General features: G+C 63.2%; 15 protein-coding genes. 7 read left to right on the top strand and 8 right to left on the bottom strand.

The window, feature by feature from the left end:
- Positions 1-171 precede the first annotated feature (171 nt).
- Together NKH22_RS10215 and NKH22_RS10210 are read left to right on the top strand one after the other, a co-directional pair.
- Complete coding sequence (locus NKH22_RS10215; RefSeq protein ID WP_023821603.1) at positions 172-1,317, top strand: alpha-hydroxy acid oxidase; 1,146 nt, start codon at positions 172-174, stop codon at positions 1,315-1,317.
- Positions 1,318-1,326: 9 nt separating this feature from the next.
- Positions 1,327-1,872 (top strand): adenine phosphoribosyltransferase, encoded by a 546-nt coding sequence (locus tag NKH22_RS10210; protein WP_013529989.1) that lies wholly within the window; start codon positions 1,327-1,329, stop codon positions 1,870-1,872.
- 100 nt (positions 1,873-1,972) lie between these two features.
- On the opposite strand, the gene NKH22_RS10205 is transcribed toward NKH22_RS10210, so the two are convergent.
- The 7 genes from NKH22_RS10205 to NKH22_RS10175 all read right to left on the bottom strand — a co-directional run bounded on the left by NKH22_RS10205 (position 1,973) and on the right by NKH22_RS10175 (position 8,313).
- Positions 1,973-2,437, bottom strand: coding sequence for a MaoC family dehydratase (locus tag NKH22_RS10205; protein ID WP_023748156.1), 465 nt, complete (start codon positions 2,435-2,437; stop codon positions 1,973-1,975).
- Positions 2,434-2,895 (bottom strand): MaoC family dehydratase, encoded by a 462-nt coding sequence (locus NKH22_RS10200; protein ID WP_023670033.1) that lies wholly within the window; start codon positions 2,893-2,895, stop codon positions 2,434-2,436. Before NKH22_RS10200 ends, NKH22_RS10205 begins: the two co-directional genes overlap by 4 nt.
- A 78-nt stretch (positions 2,896-2,973) precedes the next feature.
- Positions 2,974-3,948, bottom strand: coding sequence for a magnesium/cobalt transporter CorA (gene corA, locus NKH22_RS10195; RefSeq protein ID WP_023701569.1), 975 nt, complete (start codon positions 3,946-3,948; stop codon positions 2,974-2,976).
- A 209-nt stretch (positions 3,949-4,157) separates the two neighbouring features.
- The gene (gene ychF / locus NKH22_RS10190) at positions 4,158-5,261 is read right to left on the bottom strand and encodes a redox-regulated ATPase YchF (RefSeq protein WP_352909472.1); all 1,104 of its coding nucleotides are present in this window, start codon (positions 5,259-5,261) and stop codon (positions 4,158-4,160) included.
- A 95-nt stretch (positions 5,262-5,356) separates the two neighbouring features.
- Entirely contained in the window at positions 5,357-6,097 is a 741-nt protein-coding gene (gene pth, locus NKH22_RS10185) for an aminoacyl-tRNA hydrolase (RefSeq protein ID WP_023701571.1), read from the bottom strand.
- Between the two features lie 21 nt (positions 6,098-6,118).
- Positions 6,119-6,763, bottom strand: coding sequence for a 50S ribosomal protein L25/general stress protein Ctc (locus tag NKH22_RS10180; protein ID WP_023686131.1), 645 nt, complete (start codon positions 6,761-6,763; stop codon positions 6,119-6,121).
- 263 nt (positions 6,764-7,026) lie between these two features.
- Positions 7,027-8,313, bottom strand: coding sequence for an ROK family transcriptional regulator (locus NKH22_RS10175; protein WP_023825363.1), 1,287 nt, complete (start codon positions 8,311-8,313; stop codon positions 7,027-7,029).
- A 187-nt stretch (positions 8,314-8,500) separates the two neighbouring features.
- Between NKH22_RS10175 and NKH22_RS10170 the strand changes: the two genes are divergently transcribed.
- The 4 genes from NKH22_RS10170 (at position 8,501) to NKH22_RS10155 (ending at position 14,036) form a co-directional block, all read left to right on the top strand.
- A complete protein-coding gene (locus NKH22_RS10170; RefSeq protein WP_023821601.1) occupies positions 8,501-11,062 on the top strand; it encodes an ATP-binding cassette domain-containing protein in 2,562 nt (853 codons plus the stop codon).
- Positions 11,059-12,048 carry an ABC transporter permease gene (locus tag NKH22_RS10165; protein WP_023691580.1) on the top strand — a complete coding sequence of 330 codons (990 nt, stop codon included), beginning with the start codon at positions 11,059-11,061 and terminating at the stop codon, positions 12,046-12,048. The genes NKH22_RS10170 and NKH22_RS10165 overlap by 4 nt, the downstream gene beginning before the upstream one ends.
- 46 nt (positions 12,049-12,094) lie before the next feature.
- Positions 12,095-13,096 (top strand): rhamnose ABC transporter substrate-binding protein, encoded by a 1,002-nt coding sequence (locus NKH22_RS10160; RefSeq protein WP_031198263.1) that lies wholly within the window; start codon positions 12,095-12,097, stop codon positions 13,094-13,096.
- A 178-nt stretch (positions 13,097-13,274) separates the two neighbouring features.
- A complete protein-coding gene (locus NKH22_RS10155; RefSeq protein WP_023691578.1) occupies positions 13,275-14,036 on the top strand; it encodes a glutamine amidotransferase in 762 nt (253 codons plus the stop codon).
- 22 nt (positions 14,037-14,058) lie between these two features.
- Here the strand turns inward: NKH22_RS10155 and NKH22_RS10150 are convergent, their stop codons facing one another.
- A complete protein-coding gene (locus tag NKH22_RS10150; protein WP_023705903.1) occupies positions 14,059-14,490 on the bottom strand; it encodes a MarR family winged helix-turn-helix transcriptional regulator in 432 nt (143 codons plus the stop codon).
- 151 nt (positions 14,491-14,641) lie between these two features.
- On the opposite strand from NKH22_RS10150, the gene NKH22_RS10145 reads away from it, so the two are divergent.
- Positions 14,642-15,484: an alpha/beta fold hydrolase gene (locus tag NKH22_RS10145; protein WP_155929564.1), complete on the top strand. Its 843-nt coding sequence runs from the start codon at positions 14,642-14,644 to the stop codon at positions 15,482-15,484.
- Positions 15,485-15,555: the final 71 nt, after the last annotated feature.

The raw sequence follows: 15,555 nt of genomic DNA, 5'->3' as shown, positions 1-15,555 counted from the left end.
TCGGAAATGGAAAGGGCGTCTTCGGACGCCCTTTTTGCTTGCCAAACCGGGCATGGTTCGCATCTTGGCGCAGCAGCCGTCCAGTAAGAAGTCCGTTGGCACGGCGCCATGCGATTGGTATTGCACGCGCGCCCGGCGGATCGCGGGCTAAAGGGGCATTTGGGATCGATGATGCGGCTACGCGACTGTCACAACTTTTCCGATTTCCGGCGCATGGCCCAGCAGCGGTTGCCTGGGCCAATCTTCAACTACATCGATGGCGCGGCCGACGACGAGGTCACCTATCGCCGCAACACCGAGAGCTTCGAGCGCTGCGACCTCGTTCCCAACGTGCTGCGCGGGGTAAGCGAGATCGACATGTCGGTGACGGTGATGGGCCAGAAGCTGGCCATGCCCGTCTATTGCTCGCCGACCGCCTTGCAGCGGCTGTTCCATCATCAAGGCGAGCGCGCGGTGGCCAAGGCTTCGGCCAAATTCGGCACGATGTTCGGCGTGTCCTCGCTCGGCACTGTCAGTCTTGAGGAAGCGCGCAAGATCACCAGCAGCCCGCAGGTCTACCAGTTCTATTTCCACCGGGATCGCGGCCTCAACCGGGCGATGATGCAGCGGGCGAAAGCGGTTGGAGTCGAAGTGATGATGCTGACCGTCGACAGCATCACCGGAGGCAACCGCGAGCGCGACAAGCGCACCGGCTTTGCCATCCCCTTCAAGCTCAACCTTGCCGGCATGCTGCAGTTCGCGCTGAAGCCGGGCTGGGCAATCAACTATTTCACCCATGAGGGGTTCAAGCTGCCGCAGCTCGACGAGCATGTCGACATGGGCGGCGGCACGATGTCGATCAGCCGCTACTTCACCGAGATGCTCGATCCGTCGATGACCTGGGACGATGTTGCCGAGATGGTCAGACTGTGGGGAGGTCCGTTCTGTCTCAAGGGCGTCATGTCGGTGGAGGATGCCAAGCGCGCCGTCGAGATCGGCTGCAGCGGCATTGTGCTGTCCAACCATGGCGGCCGGCAGCTGGACGGCTCGCGGGCGGCGTTCGACCAGTTGGCCGAGATCGTCGATGCCGTCGGCGACAGAATAGACGTCATCATGGATGGCGGCGTGCAGCGCGGCACCCATGTGCTGAAGGCGCTGTCGCTCGGCGCCAAGGCTGTTGGCGTCGGCCGCTATTACCTGTTCCCGCTAGCGGCGGCCGGACAGCCGGGCGTCGAGCGGGCGCTGGAGCAGATGCGGATCGAGATCGAGCGCGGCATGAAGCTGATGGGCTGCAGTTCGATCGAACAATTGTCGCGCAACAACCTCCGTTTCAGGTAATCTCGACCCATGAAATCCTCGCTCGAAGACACGCTGCTCGCCGCGATCCGCACCATTCCGGACTACCCCAAGCCCGGCATCCTGTTTCGCGACATCACCACTTTGCTCGGCAATGCGCGCGCCTTCCGCCGCGCCATCGACGAGCTGGTGCATCCCTATGCCGGGCAGAAGATCGACAAGATCGCCGGCATCGAGGCACGCGGCTTCATCCTCGGCGGTGCGGTCGCGCACCAGCTTTCGGCCGGTTTCGTGCCGATCCGCAAGAAGGGCAAGCTGCCTTACGAGACGGTACGCGTCGCCTACAGCCTGGAATACGGGCTGGACGAGATGGAGATGCACAAGGACGGCGTTGCGCCGGGCGAGAAGGTGATCCTGGTTGACGACCTGATCGCGACCGGCGGCACGGCGGAGGCGGCGGTCAAGCTGCTGAGGCAGATCGGCGCCGATATTCTTGCCGCGTGCTTCGTCATCGACCTGCCGGATCTCGGCGGACGGGCGAAGCTCGAAGCGCTGGGCGTGCCGGTGCGGACGTTGATCGGGTTTGAGGGGCATTAGGGAGTAGGGAGTAGGGAGTAGGGAGTAGGGAGGAAGCTCCGCATTCCGTGCAAGGCGCAGCACCCACTGCTGCCTAATCCCTACTGCCTAAACCCTAGCCCTACCCAGCCTTCACCAGCACCGCGCTGTCGAACTCCAGCACCTTGTCGCCCGTCGAATCGAATCCTTCCGAGCGCAGCGCGAGCAGCCGCCAGCCGGGGCGATTGGCCAGCGGGCGGTGGGAGACGGCCGTGCGGGTGAAGGTGACGGTTTCGCCGGCATAGACCGGCTTTGGCCATTTCAGGTTCCTGAAGCCGGGGGAGGGGCCGAATTCTGGTACCGGGCCGGGTCCGGTCCATTGAGAAGCGTCCATAGGATTTTTGAGATTGAGCTTCATCCAGGTGGCCGCGGTGTGCCAGCCTGAGGCGCAGAGGCGGCCGAACACGCTTTTCTTCGCCGCCTCCTCGTCGACATGAAAGACCTGTGGATCGTATTTGCAGGCGAACGCCTTGATCGCCTCGGTTTCGAATGTGTGCGAACCGAGGTTGATGGTATCGCCGATGCGGAAGAACGCGTCGAGGCTCATGCGCCGGCCTCGCGGGTCAAGAACATGACAGTGTTCTCAAGTTCGAAGACGCTTTCACCGCGCTGGTTGAACAGTTCGCTGCGCAAGGTGACGAGGCCGAGCTGAGGCCTGGATTTCGACAGGCGCCTGGCAAGCACGCTGGTGCTGCCGGCCAGTGTGTCGCCGGCCAGCACCGGCTTCTTCCATTTGACCTGGTCGATGCCGGGCGCGCCTTGCGCGGTCGAGTCGAGCAGGAAGGCGTCGCACAGCATGCGCATGAAGATCGCGCAGGTGTGCCAGCCGGAGGCGGCCAAGCCGCCAAGGATGCTGGCCTTGCCGGCGGCTTCGTCGAGATGCATCGGCTGCGGGTCGAATTCGGTGGCGAATTCGATGATTTCGGCCGCACTCACCTGCTTGGCGCCGAGGTCGATCGATGCGCCCTCGGTGAAATCCTCGTAGGCCCAGCTTTTTGCGGTCATGATCTCAATCCGGTTGTACGATCACCGGGCATCCGGATGCCGTCCGGGCGGCGTTTGGTCAAGCGAATTCTATTGGGCCTACAACCAGCCGCGGCGGCGGAAATACCAGAACGGCAGGATCGCCGACAGGATCATCAGGCCGATGGCGAAGGGATAGCCGAGCTCCCATTTCAGCTCCGGGATGACGTCGAAATTCATGCCGTAGATCGAAGCCACCAGCGTCGGCGGCAGGAAGATGACGGCGGCGACCGAGAAGATCTTGATGATGGCGTTCTGCTCGATCGAGATCATGCCGAGCGTCGCGTCGAGCAGGAACGAGATCTTCTGCGACAGGAAGGTGGCATGGTCGGCGAGCGACAGCACGTCGCGCGATACTGTCTTGATGCGGGCGCGGACGTCCTTGCTCATCTTGATCTGGGTCGCGACGTGGGCAAGGAAGCCGGTGAGGCGCTGCAGCGAGATCAGGCTGTCGCGGATCGAGGAGGCAATGTCTTCCTTGCGGCCTATGGCCTTGAGCAGTTCCTGGAAATCGCGATTGCGCTTGTTCACCTTGGTCGACCGCGCCTCGAAGATGTCGCGCGAGATCGTCTCGATGTCACGGCCGGCGCGTTCGAGAATATCGGCTAGGCGATCGACGATCGCCTCCAGCAGGCCGATCAGGATGGTGTTGCCGGTGGTGCAGCCTGTCGCCACCTTCTCGGCGCGCAGGGGGAAGGTCTTGAACGCCTTCGGCTCATGATAGCGGATGGTGACCAGTCTCGGGCCGGCAAGCACAAAGGTAACCGGTGACATCAAGGGATCATCGATTTCGGTCTGCGCCGGCAAGGTGGCGGTCATGAAGTAGGCGCCGTCCTCGATGTAGAGGCGGCTCGAAATCTCGATCTCCTCCATCTCCTCGCGCGTCGGGATGGCAACGCCGAGCCAGGTCTCGATCGTTGTTTCTTCTTCCTTGGTCGGGTTGAGAAGGTCGGCCCAGACGACCTGATCGCCATTGGCCACGAGATCGTCGGCGAGGCGCAGGCGATCATTGTCGACGACGAAGGCCTTGATCATCGCCGGTCTCCGTTGGTTGAGCCCAAGGTTTCGTTTAATAGCGATGGGTCTTGCACGCGCCGCCGTTCCCACGGGGACGGCCAAGTCGCATGCAAACGGCCATAGACCCGGTGCCAAGGGCAGTCAAGCGAAGCGGCATGCCGGCTCCTCCACTTGACGAAGCCGTGATCGGCCGCCGTCAGCGCGCGAGCCGCGAGAGCCTCGGCGTCTCAGGTGTTGAACTTGAACAGCAGGACATCGCCATCCTGGACCACATATTCCTTGCCTTCGTCGCGCGCCTTGCCGGCTTCCTTGGCCGCCACTTCGCCGCCTAGCGTGATGTAGTCGTTGTAGGCGATGGTCTGGGCGCGGATGAAGCCGCGCTCGAAATCGGTGTGGATGACGCCGGCCGCCTGCGGGGCCTTGTCGCCCTTGTGGATCGTCCAGGCGCGCGTCTCCTTCGGCCCGGCGGTGAAATAGGTGATGAGATGCAACAGATCGTAGCCGGCGCGGATGACCTTGTTGAGGCCAGGCTCGTCGAGGCCGAGCGAGGACAGGAACTCCATCTCTTCCTCGTCGGAGAGCTGGGCGACTTCGGCCTCGATCGCGGCCGAGATCACCACGGTGCCGGCGCCTTGCGCGGTCGCCATCTTTTCCACGGCTTTGGTGTGCTCGTTGCCGGTGGCGGCGTCGGCTTCGGCGACGTTGCATACACAGAGCACGGGGTGCGAGGTCAAGAGGTTCAGTCCCTGCAGGATGCGCAGGTCTTCCGCTGAAATGCCGTTGAGCAGGATGCGGGTCGGCTTGCCGGCCTGGAGGAGCTCGAGTGCTGCCTCCATCATCGGCAGCACGGTGGTTGCTTCCTTGTCCTTGCTGCCGGCGCGCTTGCGGATCTGCACGATGCGGCGCTCGAGGCTGTCGAGGTCGGCGAGCATCAGCTCGGTCTCGACCGTATCGGCGTCGGCGACAGGGTCGATTTTGCCCTCGACATGGGTGATGTCGTCATCCTCGAAACAGCGCAGCACATGCACGATGGCGTCGACCTCACGGATGTTGGCGAGGAACTGGTTGCCCAGCCCTTCGCCCTTGGAGGCGCCGCGCACCAGGCCGGCGATGTCGACGAAGGAGATGCGGGTCGGGATGATCTCCTTAGACTTGGCGATTGCGGCGATCTTCTGCAGCCGCGGATCAGGCACCGCCACCTCGCCGGTGTTCGGTTCGATGGTGCAGAACGGATAGTTGGCGGCCTGCGCCGCCGCCGTCCTGGTCAACGCGTTGAAAAGCGTCGACTTGCCGACGTTGGGCAAGCCAACGATGCCGCATTTGAAACCCATGTGTCCGGTCCTATCGGGAAACTAGAAATTTGATGAGGGCTATGGGCGATAGGAGTGAGCAACGTCAAGCCCCGCGGTCCCGATCCTGTCGACGCTCAGTCCTTCTTGCCGAACAGTTTCTTCAGCATGGCGGCCATCGGGCCGCTTTCCGGCAGCTTGGCCGGCGCCTGCTGTGGCCGTGCCTGGCGGATGTGGCTTTGAGCTTTCGGGCCCTCAGCCTTCGGCGCCTTTGGCGGCGGCCGGTCGTCGTCGCCGGTTGGCGTTAGTTTGTCGCGCAAGGCCAGCGTCACCCGGTTCATGAAAGAACTGTCGTCGCCCTTGGCCAGCAGCCCGGCATCGTCGGCGATGGTGTCGAGCAGCACGTCCAGCCATTCGCGGTCGGCCTTGGCGAAATCGCCGAGCACATGGGACTGCACCATTTCCCGGACGCCGGGATGGCCGACGCCGATGCGCACGCGGCGAAAGTTCTTGCCGACATGCTGGTCGAGCGAACGGATGCCGTTGTGTCCGCCGGCGCCACCGCCGACCTTAACCCGCAATTTGCCGGCCGGCAGGTCGATCTCGTCGTAAAAGACGGTCAGCGCCTCGGGGCCGAGCTTGTAGAAGCGCAGGGCTTCGCCGACCGGCTGTCCCGACAGGTTCATGAAGGTCTGCGGCTTGATCAGAAGAATCTTTTCGCCGGCAATCGTGCCTTCGGCGATCAGGCCCTGGAACTTCTTCGACCAGGGCGAAAACGAATGGCGGCGGGCAATTGCGTCCGCCGCCATGAAGCCGACATTGTGCCGGTTATCAGCGTATTTCGCGCCCGGATTGCCGAGGCCTGCAAAGACAAGCATCGTGAACTCCGGGCCCGAAAATTACTTCTCTTCGGCAGCAGGAGCCGCCGCTTCGGGGGCTGCCGCTTCCGCCGTCTCTTCCGTCTCCGGCTTCATCGCCGAGGAGCCGGCAATGGTCGCGATGGTGAAATCGCGATCGGAGATCACCGGCTTGACGCCGGCCGGCAAGGTAACCGCCGAGATGTGGATCGAATCGCCAATGTCGGCGCCGGTGAGATCGACGGTGATGAATTCCGGGATCGCATTGGCCGGGCAGTGGAACTCGACTTCATGACGCACGATGTTGAGCACGCCGCCGCGTTTGATGCCGGGCGACTTGTCTTCATTGATGAAGTGGACAGGCACGTCGACGTTGACCTCGGTGTCCTTGCCGATGCGCAGGAAGTCGACATGGACCGGGAAATCCTTGACCGGGTCAAGCTGGAAATCCTTGGGCAGAACCTGGATTTTCTTGCCGTCGACATCGATCGTGGCGATCGTGGTCAAAAACCCGCCGCCATGGATTTTGTAGAAGACGTCCTTATAGTTCAGCGCAATCGCCAGGGGAGGCTGTCTGTCGCCGTAGATAACTGCAGGCACTTTACCGTTGCGGCGAACTGCACGGGCGGACCCCTTACCGACCTGTTCGCGCGCTTCGGCCTTGAGCTCGTAAGTATCGTGGCTCATGGCATTTCCTTTCGCGTTTTATGGAGCGTTTGCGGTGGCAGTGTGCCTGGACCGTAAACGTCGAAAGCCGCCAGGCCTGGATGTCCGAATGCCAGAAACCGCATACGCGGAGCTTTGTTCGGGATCACAAGGGAAGGCAGCCTTCCGCCGCGTTGCCTCCAAGGGTGTCTACGCGGGTGGCGGCTCTATAGCGGAAGGCGGGCAGGCGTGCAAGCCATGGCGGGCAAGGGTGGCCGATGCCTGCGTTGGGCGCCGCATTGCGCTCAGGCCGGCAGGTCGGTGGGCGGATTTGATCCGTTTCCCTTGGCGCCACCGAGCGTGGACAGAGCGCTCAGCAGTTTCGTCCGGTCCTTGCCGATCATGAGCACGCCGCTGTCGGGCGCCAGCAGCGCCGAGAACGGCAGCATGGCGGCGCCGATCGAGGACGCTTCGGGGCCGAATTGCCCCGGCACGATCTCCGGCGCCACGATGCCGATGGCGCTGGCCTGGTTGAACTGGGCCTGCACCCTTGCCAGCAGTTCGAGATGGATCGGCCTGGGCAGGATCGAGTCGAGAACGATGGCCTCGATATCGATGATGGAGGTGATGGCGATGATCGCCTCGACCAGCGCGCTCGCGCAATCGTCGATCCATTCGAACAAGGGCGCGCGCGCCTCGGGCGGCAACGGATCGAGCTCTCGCACGCGGTTGATCACCACGCCGCGCGACCTCAGGTGATTGACCAGCACATAGATCGAGGCGCGATGCAGCAGGCTCTGGTAGCGCGCAGGCTTCGCCGCCACCGAATCGAGGCTTGAGGGCGAGACCGGCAAGGGTCCGAGGGCAGCGCTGTTGCCATGCGGCCCGGTATGGACCCTGCCGCCTTGCACCAGGCCGCCGCCGACAAAAGTGTCGATCGAGATGTGCATGAAATCGCGGAAGCGGGCGCCGGCGCCCTGGACAAGTTCGGCCAGCGCCGCCGACGTGGCGTCGTTTTCCACGAACACCGGCGTCTTCGCCGGCGTGGCAAAGCATGTCGTCAGGTCGATCGCCTCCCAGCGGCTGCCGAGATCGTCGGGAAAGCCGAGTTCCTCGCTCCAGCCGCCGAGGAAATAGGGTGAGGCAATGCCGACGCCGACGATGCTGGCATCGCCAAGCCCATCCACCAGCTTTTCGAAGGTGGCCAGCGCCATGTTGCCGGCCTTCAGCACCAGATCAGGATCGGGGAAGCGGTATTCGTGCGACTCTCTTGCGCGGATTTCACCGGCGAAGTCGACCAGAACGGCTTCAAGCGCACGCCGGCCGATCTTGATGCCGACGCTGTAGATGCGTTCCGGTGTCAGCCGGTAAAGCGTGGAGGGCGATCCGCGTTGCCCGAACCTTTTTCCCACTTGCTTTACGAATCCGGATGATTCCAAGCCGTCGACGATGGCAGCGACGGCCGCCGGCGTCAGGCTGGCCGCGCGCGCCAGATCGGACTTGGAGGCTTCCTTGAGGCGACGGATGGCGTCGAGCACGAAACGCTCGTTGTAGTGGCGAACTTTGACAGAATTGCTGCCTTTCCCTGACAAAACCCGCGTCTCCTCAAATGTCGCCGTTCTTACCGCAAGAGGCCGAAACCACCTTCGGCCGAAGCATCCTGCGATGCCTGTGCGAGAGGCGACAGTGCGCGTCGGAACCATGGAAGTCAATTTTGCCGTTGCGCCTTTGCGCTATTTAATATAGCAAATTGAAAAAATAACTAGTCAGGGAGGAGACGTGCTGCACTCGGGCACACAAAGCGAAGCCGACGCTGCGGTGGTGCGGGCTGTTCCTGTTGCCCTGGTTCAGGCGACGAAGGCTTTCGGCGGCACGATTGCGCTCAAGGACGCCTCCTTCGAATTGCGCTCCGGCGAGGTGCTGGCGCTGCTTGGCGAAAACGGCGCCGGGAAGAGCACCTGCGTGAAGCTTCTGGCCGGTGTGCATTCTCCCACCAGCGGTCATGTCGAGGTTGACGGCAAATCAGCCGTCTTCCATTCGCCGCATGACGCGCAGGCGGCCGGCATTGCGGTCATGCACCAGCATCCTGGCTTGTTTCCCGATCTGTCGGTGGCGGAGAACATCTATCTCGGCCACATGCCGCGCGACCGCTTTGGCGGCATCGACAATGCCGCCATGCTGGCCGGCGCGCGCAAGGTGCTGGCGACCGTCGGGCTCGACGTGCCGGCGGCAACGCGGCTGGGAACCCTGCGTACCTCAGAACAGCAACTGGTCGAAATAGCCCGGGCGCTATCGCTGGATGCGTGCGTGCTGATCATGGACGAACCGACGGCGGCGCTGTCGCAGCGCGAGGTCGAGCGGCTGTTTTCCGTCGTTGCCGATCTCAGGCTGCACGGCGTGGCGATGATGTTCGTCGGCCACCGTATGGACGAGATCTTCCGCATCGCCGACCGCATCGCGGTGCTGCGCGACGGGCGCCTGATCGGCGTCAAGCCGAAGGCCGAGCTTGGCCGTGCTGCCGCCATCAGCATGATGGTCGGGCGTGAAGTCACCGACCTCTATCCCGAACGGCGCCATGCCTCAGGCGCGCTGGTGCTGGAGGCGAAGGGACTTTCGCGCGCCGGCGGGTTTGCCGGTATCGACCTCAAGCTTCACGCCGGCGAGGTGCTGGGGCTTGGCGGCCTGGTCGGCAGCGGACGCACCGAGATTGCGCGCGTGCTGTTCGGTATCGACCGGCCCGACGCCGGCGAAATCCTGATCGACGGCAAGCCCGTGCAGTTCGCCTCGGCGCGCGACGCCATGGATGCGCGCATCGCCTATGTGTCGGAAGATCGCATGGGCCAGAGCCTGGTGATGGATTTCTCCATCCTCGACAATGCGGTGCTACCTGTTCTCGACAAGGCCGCACAACGCGGTCTCTACGGCACCGACCGCGCCATCGGTCTGGTGGCGGACTGGCTGAAGCGCATGAAGCTGCGCTTTTCCGGCTACGGGCAGCCGGTGAAAGAGTTATCCGGCGGCAACCAGCAGAAGGTGGTGCTGGCCAAATGGCTGCGCACCGAGCCGCGCGTGCTCATCCTCGACGAGCCGACGCAAGGCATCGATGTCGGTACCAAGGCGGAAGTGCATGCAATGATCGCTGACCTTGCCGCGCAAGGCATGGCGATCCTGCTGATCTCGTCAGAGATGCCCGAGCTGATCGGCATGTGCGACCGCATTGTCGTGCTGCGCGAAGGCCGCCAGACTGCCGAGTTTTCGCGCGGGCAAGCCACGCAGGAAAAGGTACTGGAATCGGCGACCAGGACCGATGAACGTGCCGGCCAGGCAGCGCAGATAGAACGCGCCGCCGAGGAGGAAAAGGCAAAAGGACCGTTCGATTTTCTGAAGCGGCGGGAATTCGGCCTGCTTGCGGCGATGCTCGCCGTCGCCATTCCGGTCACCATCATCAACTCGCGCATGGTGAGCGCGGCGAACCTCACCGCTGTGTCGATGGACGCGGCCTTGCTGATTGTCGCCGCACTGGCGCAGATGCTGGTGCTGATCACCCGCAACATCGACCTGTCGATCGCAGCTGTGATCGGCCTCTCCGCCTATATGGCGGCCAGCATGGTTCAGGCCTATCCCGGACTGGACATCGGCATCGGCCTGATCACCGCCTGCGCCGTCGGCGGCTTTGCCGGACTGCTCAACGGCCTTGTCGTTACCAGGGGAAAGATCCCGGCCATCGTCGTTACGCTGGCTTCGATGTCGATCTTCCGCGGTTTCAACTCGATCTGGGCGGCGGGCGACCAGGTCAGCGCCGACGAAGTCACGCAAGCCTGGCTCGACATGACCGGGCTGAAGATCGCAGGCGTGCCGCTGATCGTCATCATCGCTATTGTCATCCTGTGCGCCGGCTATGTGCTGCTCTATCGCACCGCAACCGGGCGCGAGCTGTTTGCCACCGGTTCCAACCCGGACGGCGCAAGGCTGATCGGCATTCCGGTCGACCGGCGCATCCTGCTGGCCTTCGGCATGGCCGGCCTGCTAGGCGGCCTGTGCGGCGCCCTGTGGGCTTCGCGCTACGCCACCATCGATGCCCGCGTCGCGCTCGGCTTCGAACTCACGGTGATCGCCTCTGCGGTGGTCGGCGGCGTCGCCATCCGCGGCGGCTCGGGCACGCTGCTCGGCATCATCCTTGGCGCGCTCACGCTCTTGGTCATCAAGAACGGGCTGACGCTGGTGCGTGTCGACCCGCTCTGGCTGCAGGGCGTCTATGGCCTGGTGATCCTGGTTGCCATCGGCATCGACACCTTCATCGCGCGGCGTGCCGAACAGGCAAGACAGGCGAGGGCGAGATGAAAAAGTTTATCCGCTCGATCGACTTCTGGGATCTGCTGCTGGCGACCGCCTGCCTCGCTGTCTTCGTCTATGCGGCGGTCTTCGTGCCGAATTTCGTTTCCGGCTTTAACCTTTCTCAGCTGGCGGCGAGCGCCTCGGAAAAGGCGTTGCTGATCCTGCCGATGACGCTGCTCATCATCACCCGCGAGATCGACCTGTCGATCGCCTCGGTGCTGGCGCTGACATCCGTGGTGTTTGGCCTGCTCGTCCAGGGCGGCGTGCCGACGCTGGCGGCCATTCCGCTGACGCTGGTCTTCGGCGGCCTGCTCGGCGCCTTCAATGGCTATCTGGTTTCAGGGCTGGGGCTGCAGTCGCTGGTGGTGACGCTCGGCACCATGGCGCTCTATCGGGGCATTGGCTACATCCTGCTCGGCACCGGTTCGGTCAACATATTGCCGCCGGCGGTCGTCGATTTCGGCATCAGCAATCTGCCGGGCACACAAATCCCGTGGACCATCGTGCCGTTCCTGCTGCTGGCGCCGATCTTCGCGGTGGTGCTGCAGAAGACGCCGACCGGCAAGCGCATCTATGCGCTCGGCGGCAGCCCCGAAGTGGCGCGTTATTCCGGCATCGATACGCGCAAAATGGTGCTGAAGCTGTTCGTCGTTTCGGGCATGGTCGCAGCCATCGCCGGCATCGTCTACACCGCGCGCCTCTCCAACGCCCGCGCCAACAATGCGCTCGGCATGGAGCTCGATGTCATCACCATCGTGCTGCTCGGCGGCGTCAGCGTCTTCGGTGGTAAGGGGCGGCTCACGGGGGTCATGCTGGCGCTGCTGTTGATCGCCATCATCCGAAATGTGCTGGCGCTCAACCAAATCGGCGGCGACGCTCAAGGCATGATCATCGGCCTGCTTCTGATCGGCTCGCTGCTGGTCGGCAATTACTGGCGCTCCCTGGAGGAGCGGCTGTCAAGATCGCGCGTCCTGCGCGAAACCAAGGGGTGATCTCGGGCCCCTTTCTTCAAGCCCGAATTCTGACGGAGGAGACACAATGAAAGCGTTTAGAATAGCCCTGCTCGCATCCGCGGTTCTGCTTGCGCCGGCCTCGCTGGCCTACAGCCAGGAATGCGCCAAGGAACCGGTGACCGTCGGCTTCCTGCCCAAGCTCGACACCGATCCCTACTTCAAGGTGGCTTTCGGCGGCGCCGAAGAGGCTGCGAAGGAAATTGGCGGCACCGCCACCCAGGTCGCCCCGTCGCAGGCGACGGCCGAGGCACAGCTCGAATTCATCAACAGCCTTGTGTCGCAGAAGGTCGGCGTCATCGCTATCGCCGGCAACGACGCCAATGCCGTTGCGCCTGCGCTGAAGCGCGCCGTTCAGCAAGGCGTCCGGGTGATCTCGTACGATTCCGACGTCGCGGCCGATGCGCGCGCGGTGTTCGTGAACCAGGTGAAGGGCGACAGTCTGGCCGAAATGATGCTGGAAAGCGCATTCAACCTCAGCGGCGGCGAAGGCGAGTTCGCCATCCTGTCGTCGACGCCGACGGCGACCAACCAGAACGCCTGGATCGACTTCATGAAGGCGAAGATGGCGGCAGAGCCGAAATACGCCAAGATGAAACTGGTGCAGGTCGCCTATGGCGAGGAGAGCGAGCAGGTCAACCAGCAGCAGGCCTTGGCGCTGGTGCAGGCGTTTCCGGATCTCAAGGTGATCATCGTGCCGGCAGGCATAGGCCTTCCGGCGGCCGCGCGCGCACTCGAGGAAGCCGGTATGATCGGCAAGGTCAAGCTGACCGGCCTTGCGCCGGCCACTTTGATTTCGAAATACATCAAGGATGGCGCTGCCCAGGATATCTGGTGGAATGTCACCGATCTCGGCTACCTGACCTATCAGGCGGCCCAGGCGCTGGCGCAGTGCAAGATCACCGGCAAGGAAGGTGAGAAGTTCACGGCAGGCAGGCTCGGCGAGTACACGATCGGCGCCAGCGGTGAACTGATCCTCGGCCCGGCCAAGATCGTGACGCCGGAAAACCTGGCCGAGTTCAAGTTCTAGAGCGTTTCACCGTTTCACGGAAACGGCGAACCGCTCTATCCCTTTGTTTTACGCAATTCCGGACGGAAAACCGGTCACACTTTTCCTGGAATTGCTCTAAGCCTCCCAAGGCGTTGCGGGCGCCGGTTCGAGCCGGCGCTCGCCTTTCAATCCTCAGTCGAACAGTGCGAGGGCGACGATGAAACTCTTGCTGGCAGGCGAGACCTTCGCGGCGACGACCTCGGTCGCCGCCGGCGGCGATGTGCTGACGAGTGCGACGTGGGTAAACGGCGCGACGGCCTTCAATGCCGCACTTGCCGCAGAGGGCATAGCGGTGACGCAGATCGGTGGCGATCGCTGCGCGGCCGAATTTCCGTATGACCTCGACGCGCTGGCCGAATACCAGGCGGTGGTGATCTCCGATGTCGGCGCGCTGACCTTGCTGGTCACGCCGGAGGCCCGCGCCGGGCGCATCGGCGTCAACCGCCTCGACGTCCTCAAGGCCTATGTCGAAGGCGGCGGCGGGCTGATGCTGGCCGGCGGCTATATGGGGTTCCAGGGCATGTTCGGCACGGCGCGTTTCCACGACACCCCGGTCGAGGACGTGCTGCCCGTGCGCTGCCTGCCATTCTCGGACGGGCTGGAAGTGCCGCAAGGCCTGCAGCCGTCGATCCTTCAGGCGTCGCATCCAATCCTTGCCGGTGTCGCGGGCCCGTTGCCGCCGATCCTCGGCATGAACAAACTCGATTTCAGGCGCGATGGCTCGTCCCAGCTGCTGGCGACCTGCCATTATCGTGGCACGGACTGGCCGCTGCTTGCTGCTCGCAGCGTTGGCCACGGCCGCACTGTCGCCTGGGCGACGGATATCGGCCCGCACTGGCTGTCGCAGGACTTTCTCGGCTGGCCGCTCTACGGCAAGCTGATGGGCAACGTCGTGCGCTGGCTGGCCGGCAAGGATTAAGCCTGGCGTGTTTGTAGGGCAGCTAGTCCGGCTTGCTGCTCAACGCTTCGCGCAGCGCCTGGATCCGCCGATTCAAGGCATCGAGATCAGCCATCGTCATGCCCGAGCGTTCGATCAGGGTTTCGTTGAGGCAGTTGCACTGGACGAGCAGCGCGCGGCCGGCAGGCGTCAGGTCGACCTGCACTTGGCGCTCGTCCGTCTGGCTGCGCTGGCGGGTGACGAGACCGGCCTGTTCCATGCGCTTCACCAGCGGCGTGATGGTGCTCGATTCCAAAGCGAGCCTGTGCGCAATCGAGCCGACCGACATCCCGCGGGCTTCGGCAAGTGCGTTCAGCACGAGATATTGCGGATAAGTGATGCCCATCTCGTCCAGCATGGGCTTGTAGGTGCGATTGATTGCTATGCTGGTGGCGTAAAGCGTGAAGCAGAGCTGGTTGTCCAACGGGAGAGGCACGAGGCATTCCTTTAGCCGACTGAGCACATCAATATGTACCACGAAAAATGATATCGCGATACATATTTTCTGTAGACAAGGATTTGGACCTGCGCTAGTCGTATGGTTATCGCGATATTGATTATCGCGGAAGCAATCAATGGAGAGCGAGATGACCAAGCCCGGCAGCAGCACGATCACCACCAAGGATGGCACCGAAATTTTCTACAAGGATTGGGGAACGGGACAACCCATCGTCTTCCATCACGGCTGGCCGCTGAGCAGCGACGACTGGGACGCCCAGATGCTGTTCTTCCTGTCCAAGGGCTACCGCGTCATTGCCCATGACCGGCGCGGCCATGGCCGCTCGACCCAGACCGATACCGGCAACGAGATGGACACCTACGCCGCCGATGTCGCGGAGCTTGCAGCGCATCTCGACCTCAAGAACGCCATCCATGTCGGCCATTCCACCGGTGGCGGCGAAGTGGCCCGTTATGTCGCGAAGTACGGCTCCGGCGGCCGTGTCGCCAAGGCCGCATTGCTCGGCGCGGTGCCGCCGATCATGCTGAAGACGGCGTCCAATCCCGGCGGCCTGCCGATCGAGGTGTTCGACGGTTTCCGCTCCGCCCAGGCAGCCAACCGCGCCCAGTTTTTCCACGACGTCGCGGCCGGCCCGTTCTACGGCTTCAATCGCCCCGGCGCCCAGGTGTCGCAGGCTGTCGTCGAGAATTGGTGGCGCCAGGGCATGATGGGCGGCACCAAGGCGCATTATGATTGCATCAAGGCGTTCTCGGAAACCGACTTCACCGACGATCTGAAGGCCATCGAGGTGCCGGTGCTGGTGATGCATGGCGACGACGACCAGATCGTTCCGATCGCCGACTCCGCGCTGCTGGCTGTCAAGCTGCTCAAAAAGGGCGAGCTCAAGGTCTACAAGGGCTTCCCGCACGGCATGGCGACGACCCATGCCGATGTCATCAATGCCGACCTGCTGGCGTTCTTCAAGGCCTAGAATCGTCCAGGCGGATAGGCAAATGCAGCCGCCGTCAGGCGGGTGCATTTGCTTTCGTCGAAATGTCAGCG

The organism is Mesorhizobium sp. M1252, assembly GCF_040318265.1.
GTDB lineage: Bacteria > Pseudomonadota > Alphaproteobacteria > Rhizobiales > Rhizobiaceae > Mesorhizobium.
This window is presented reverse-complemented; position numbering and strand designations above follow the sequence as displayed.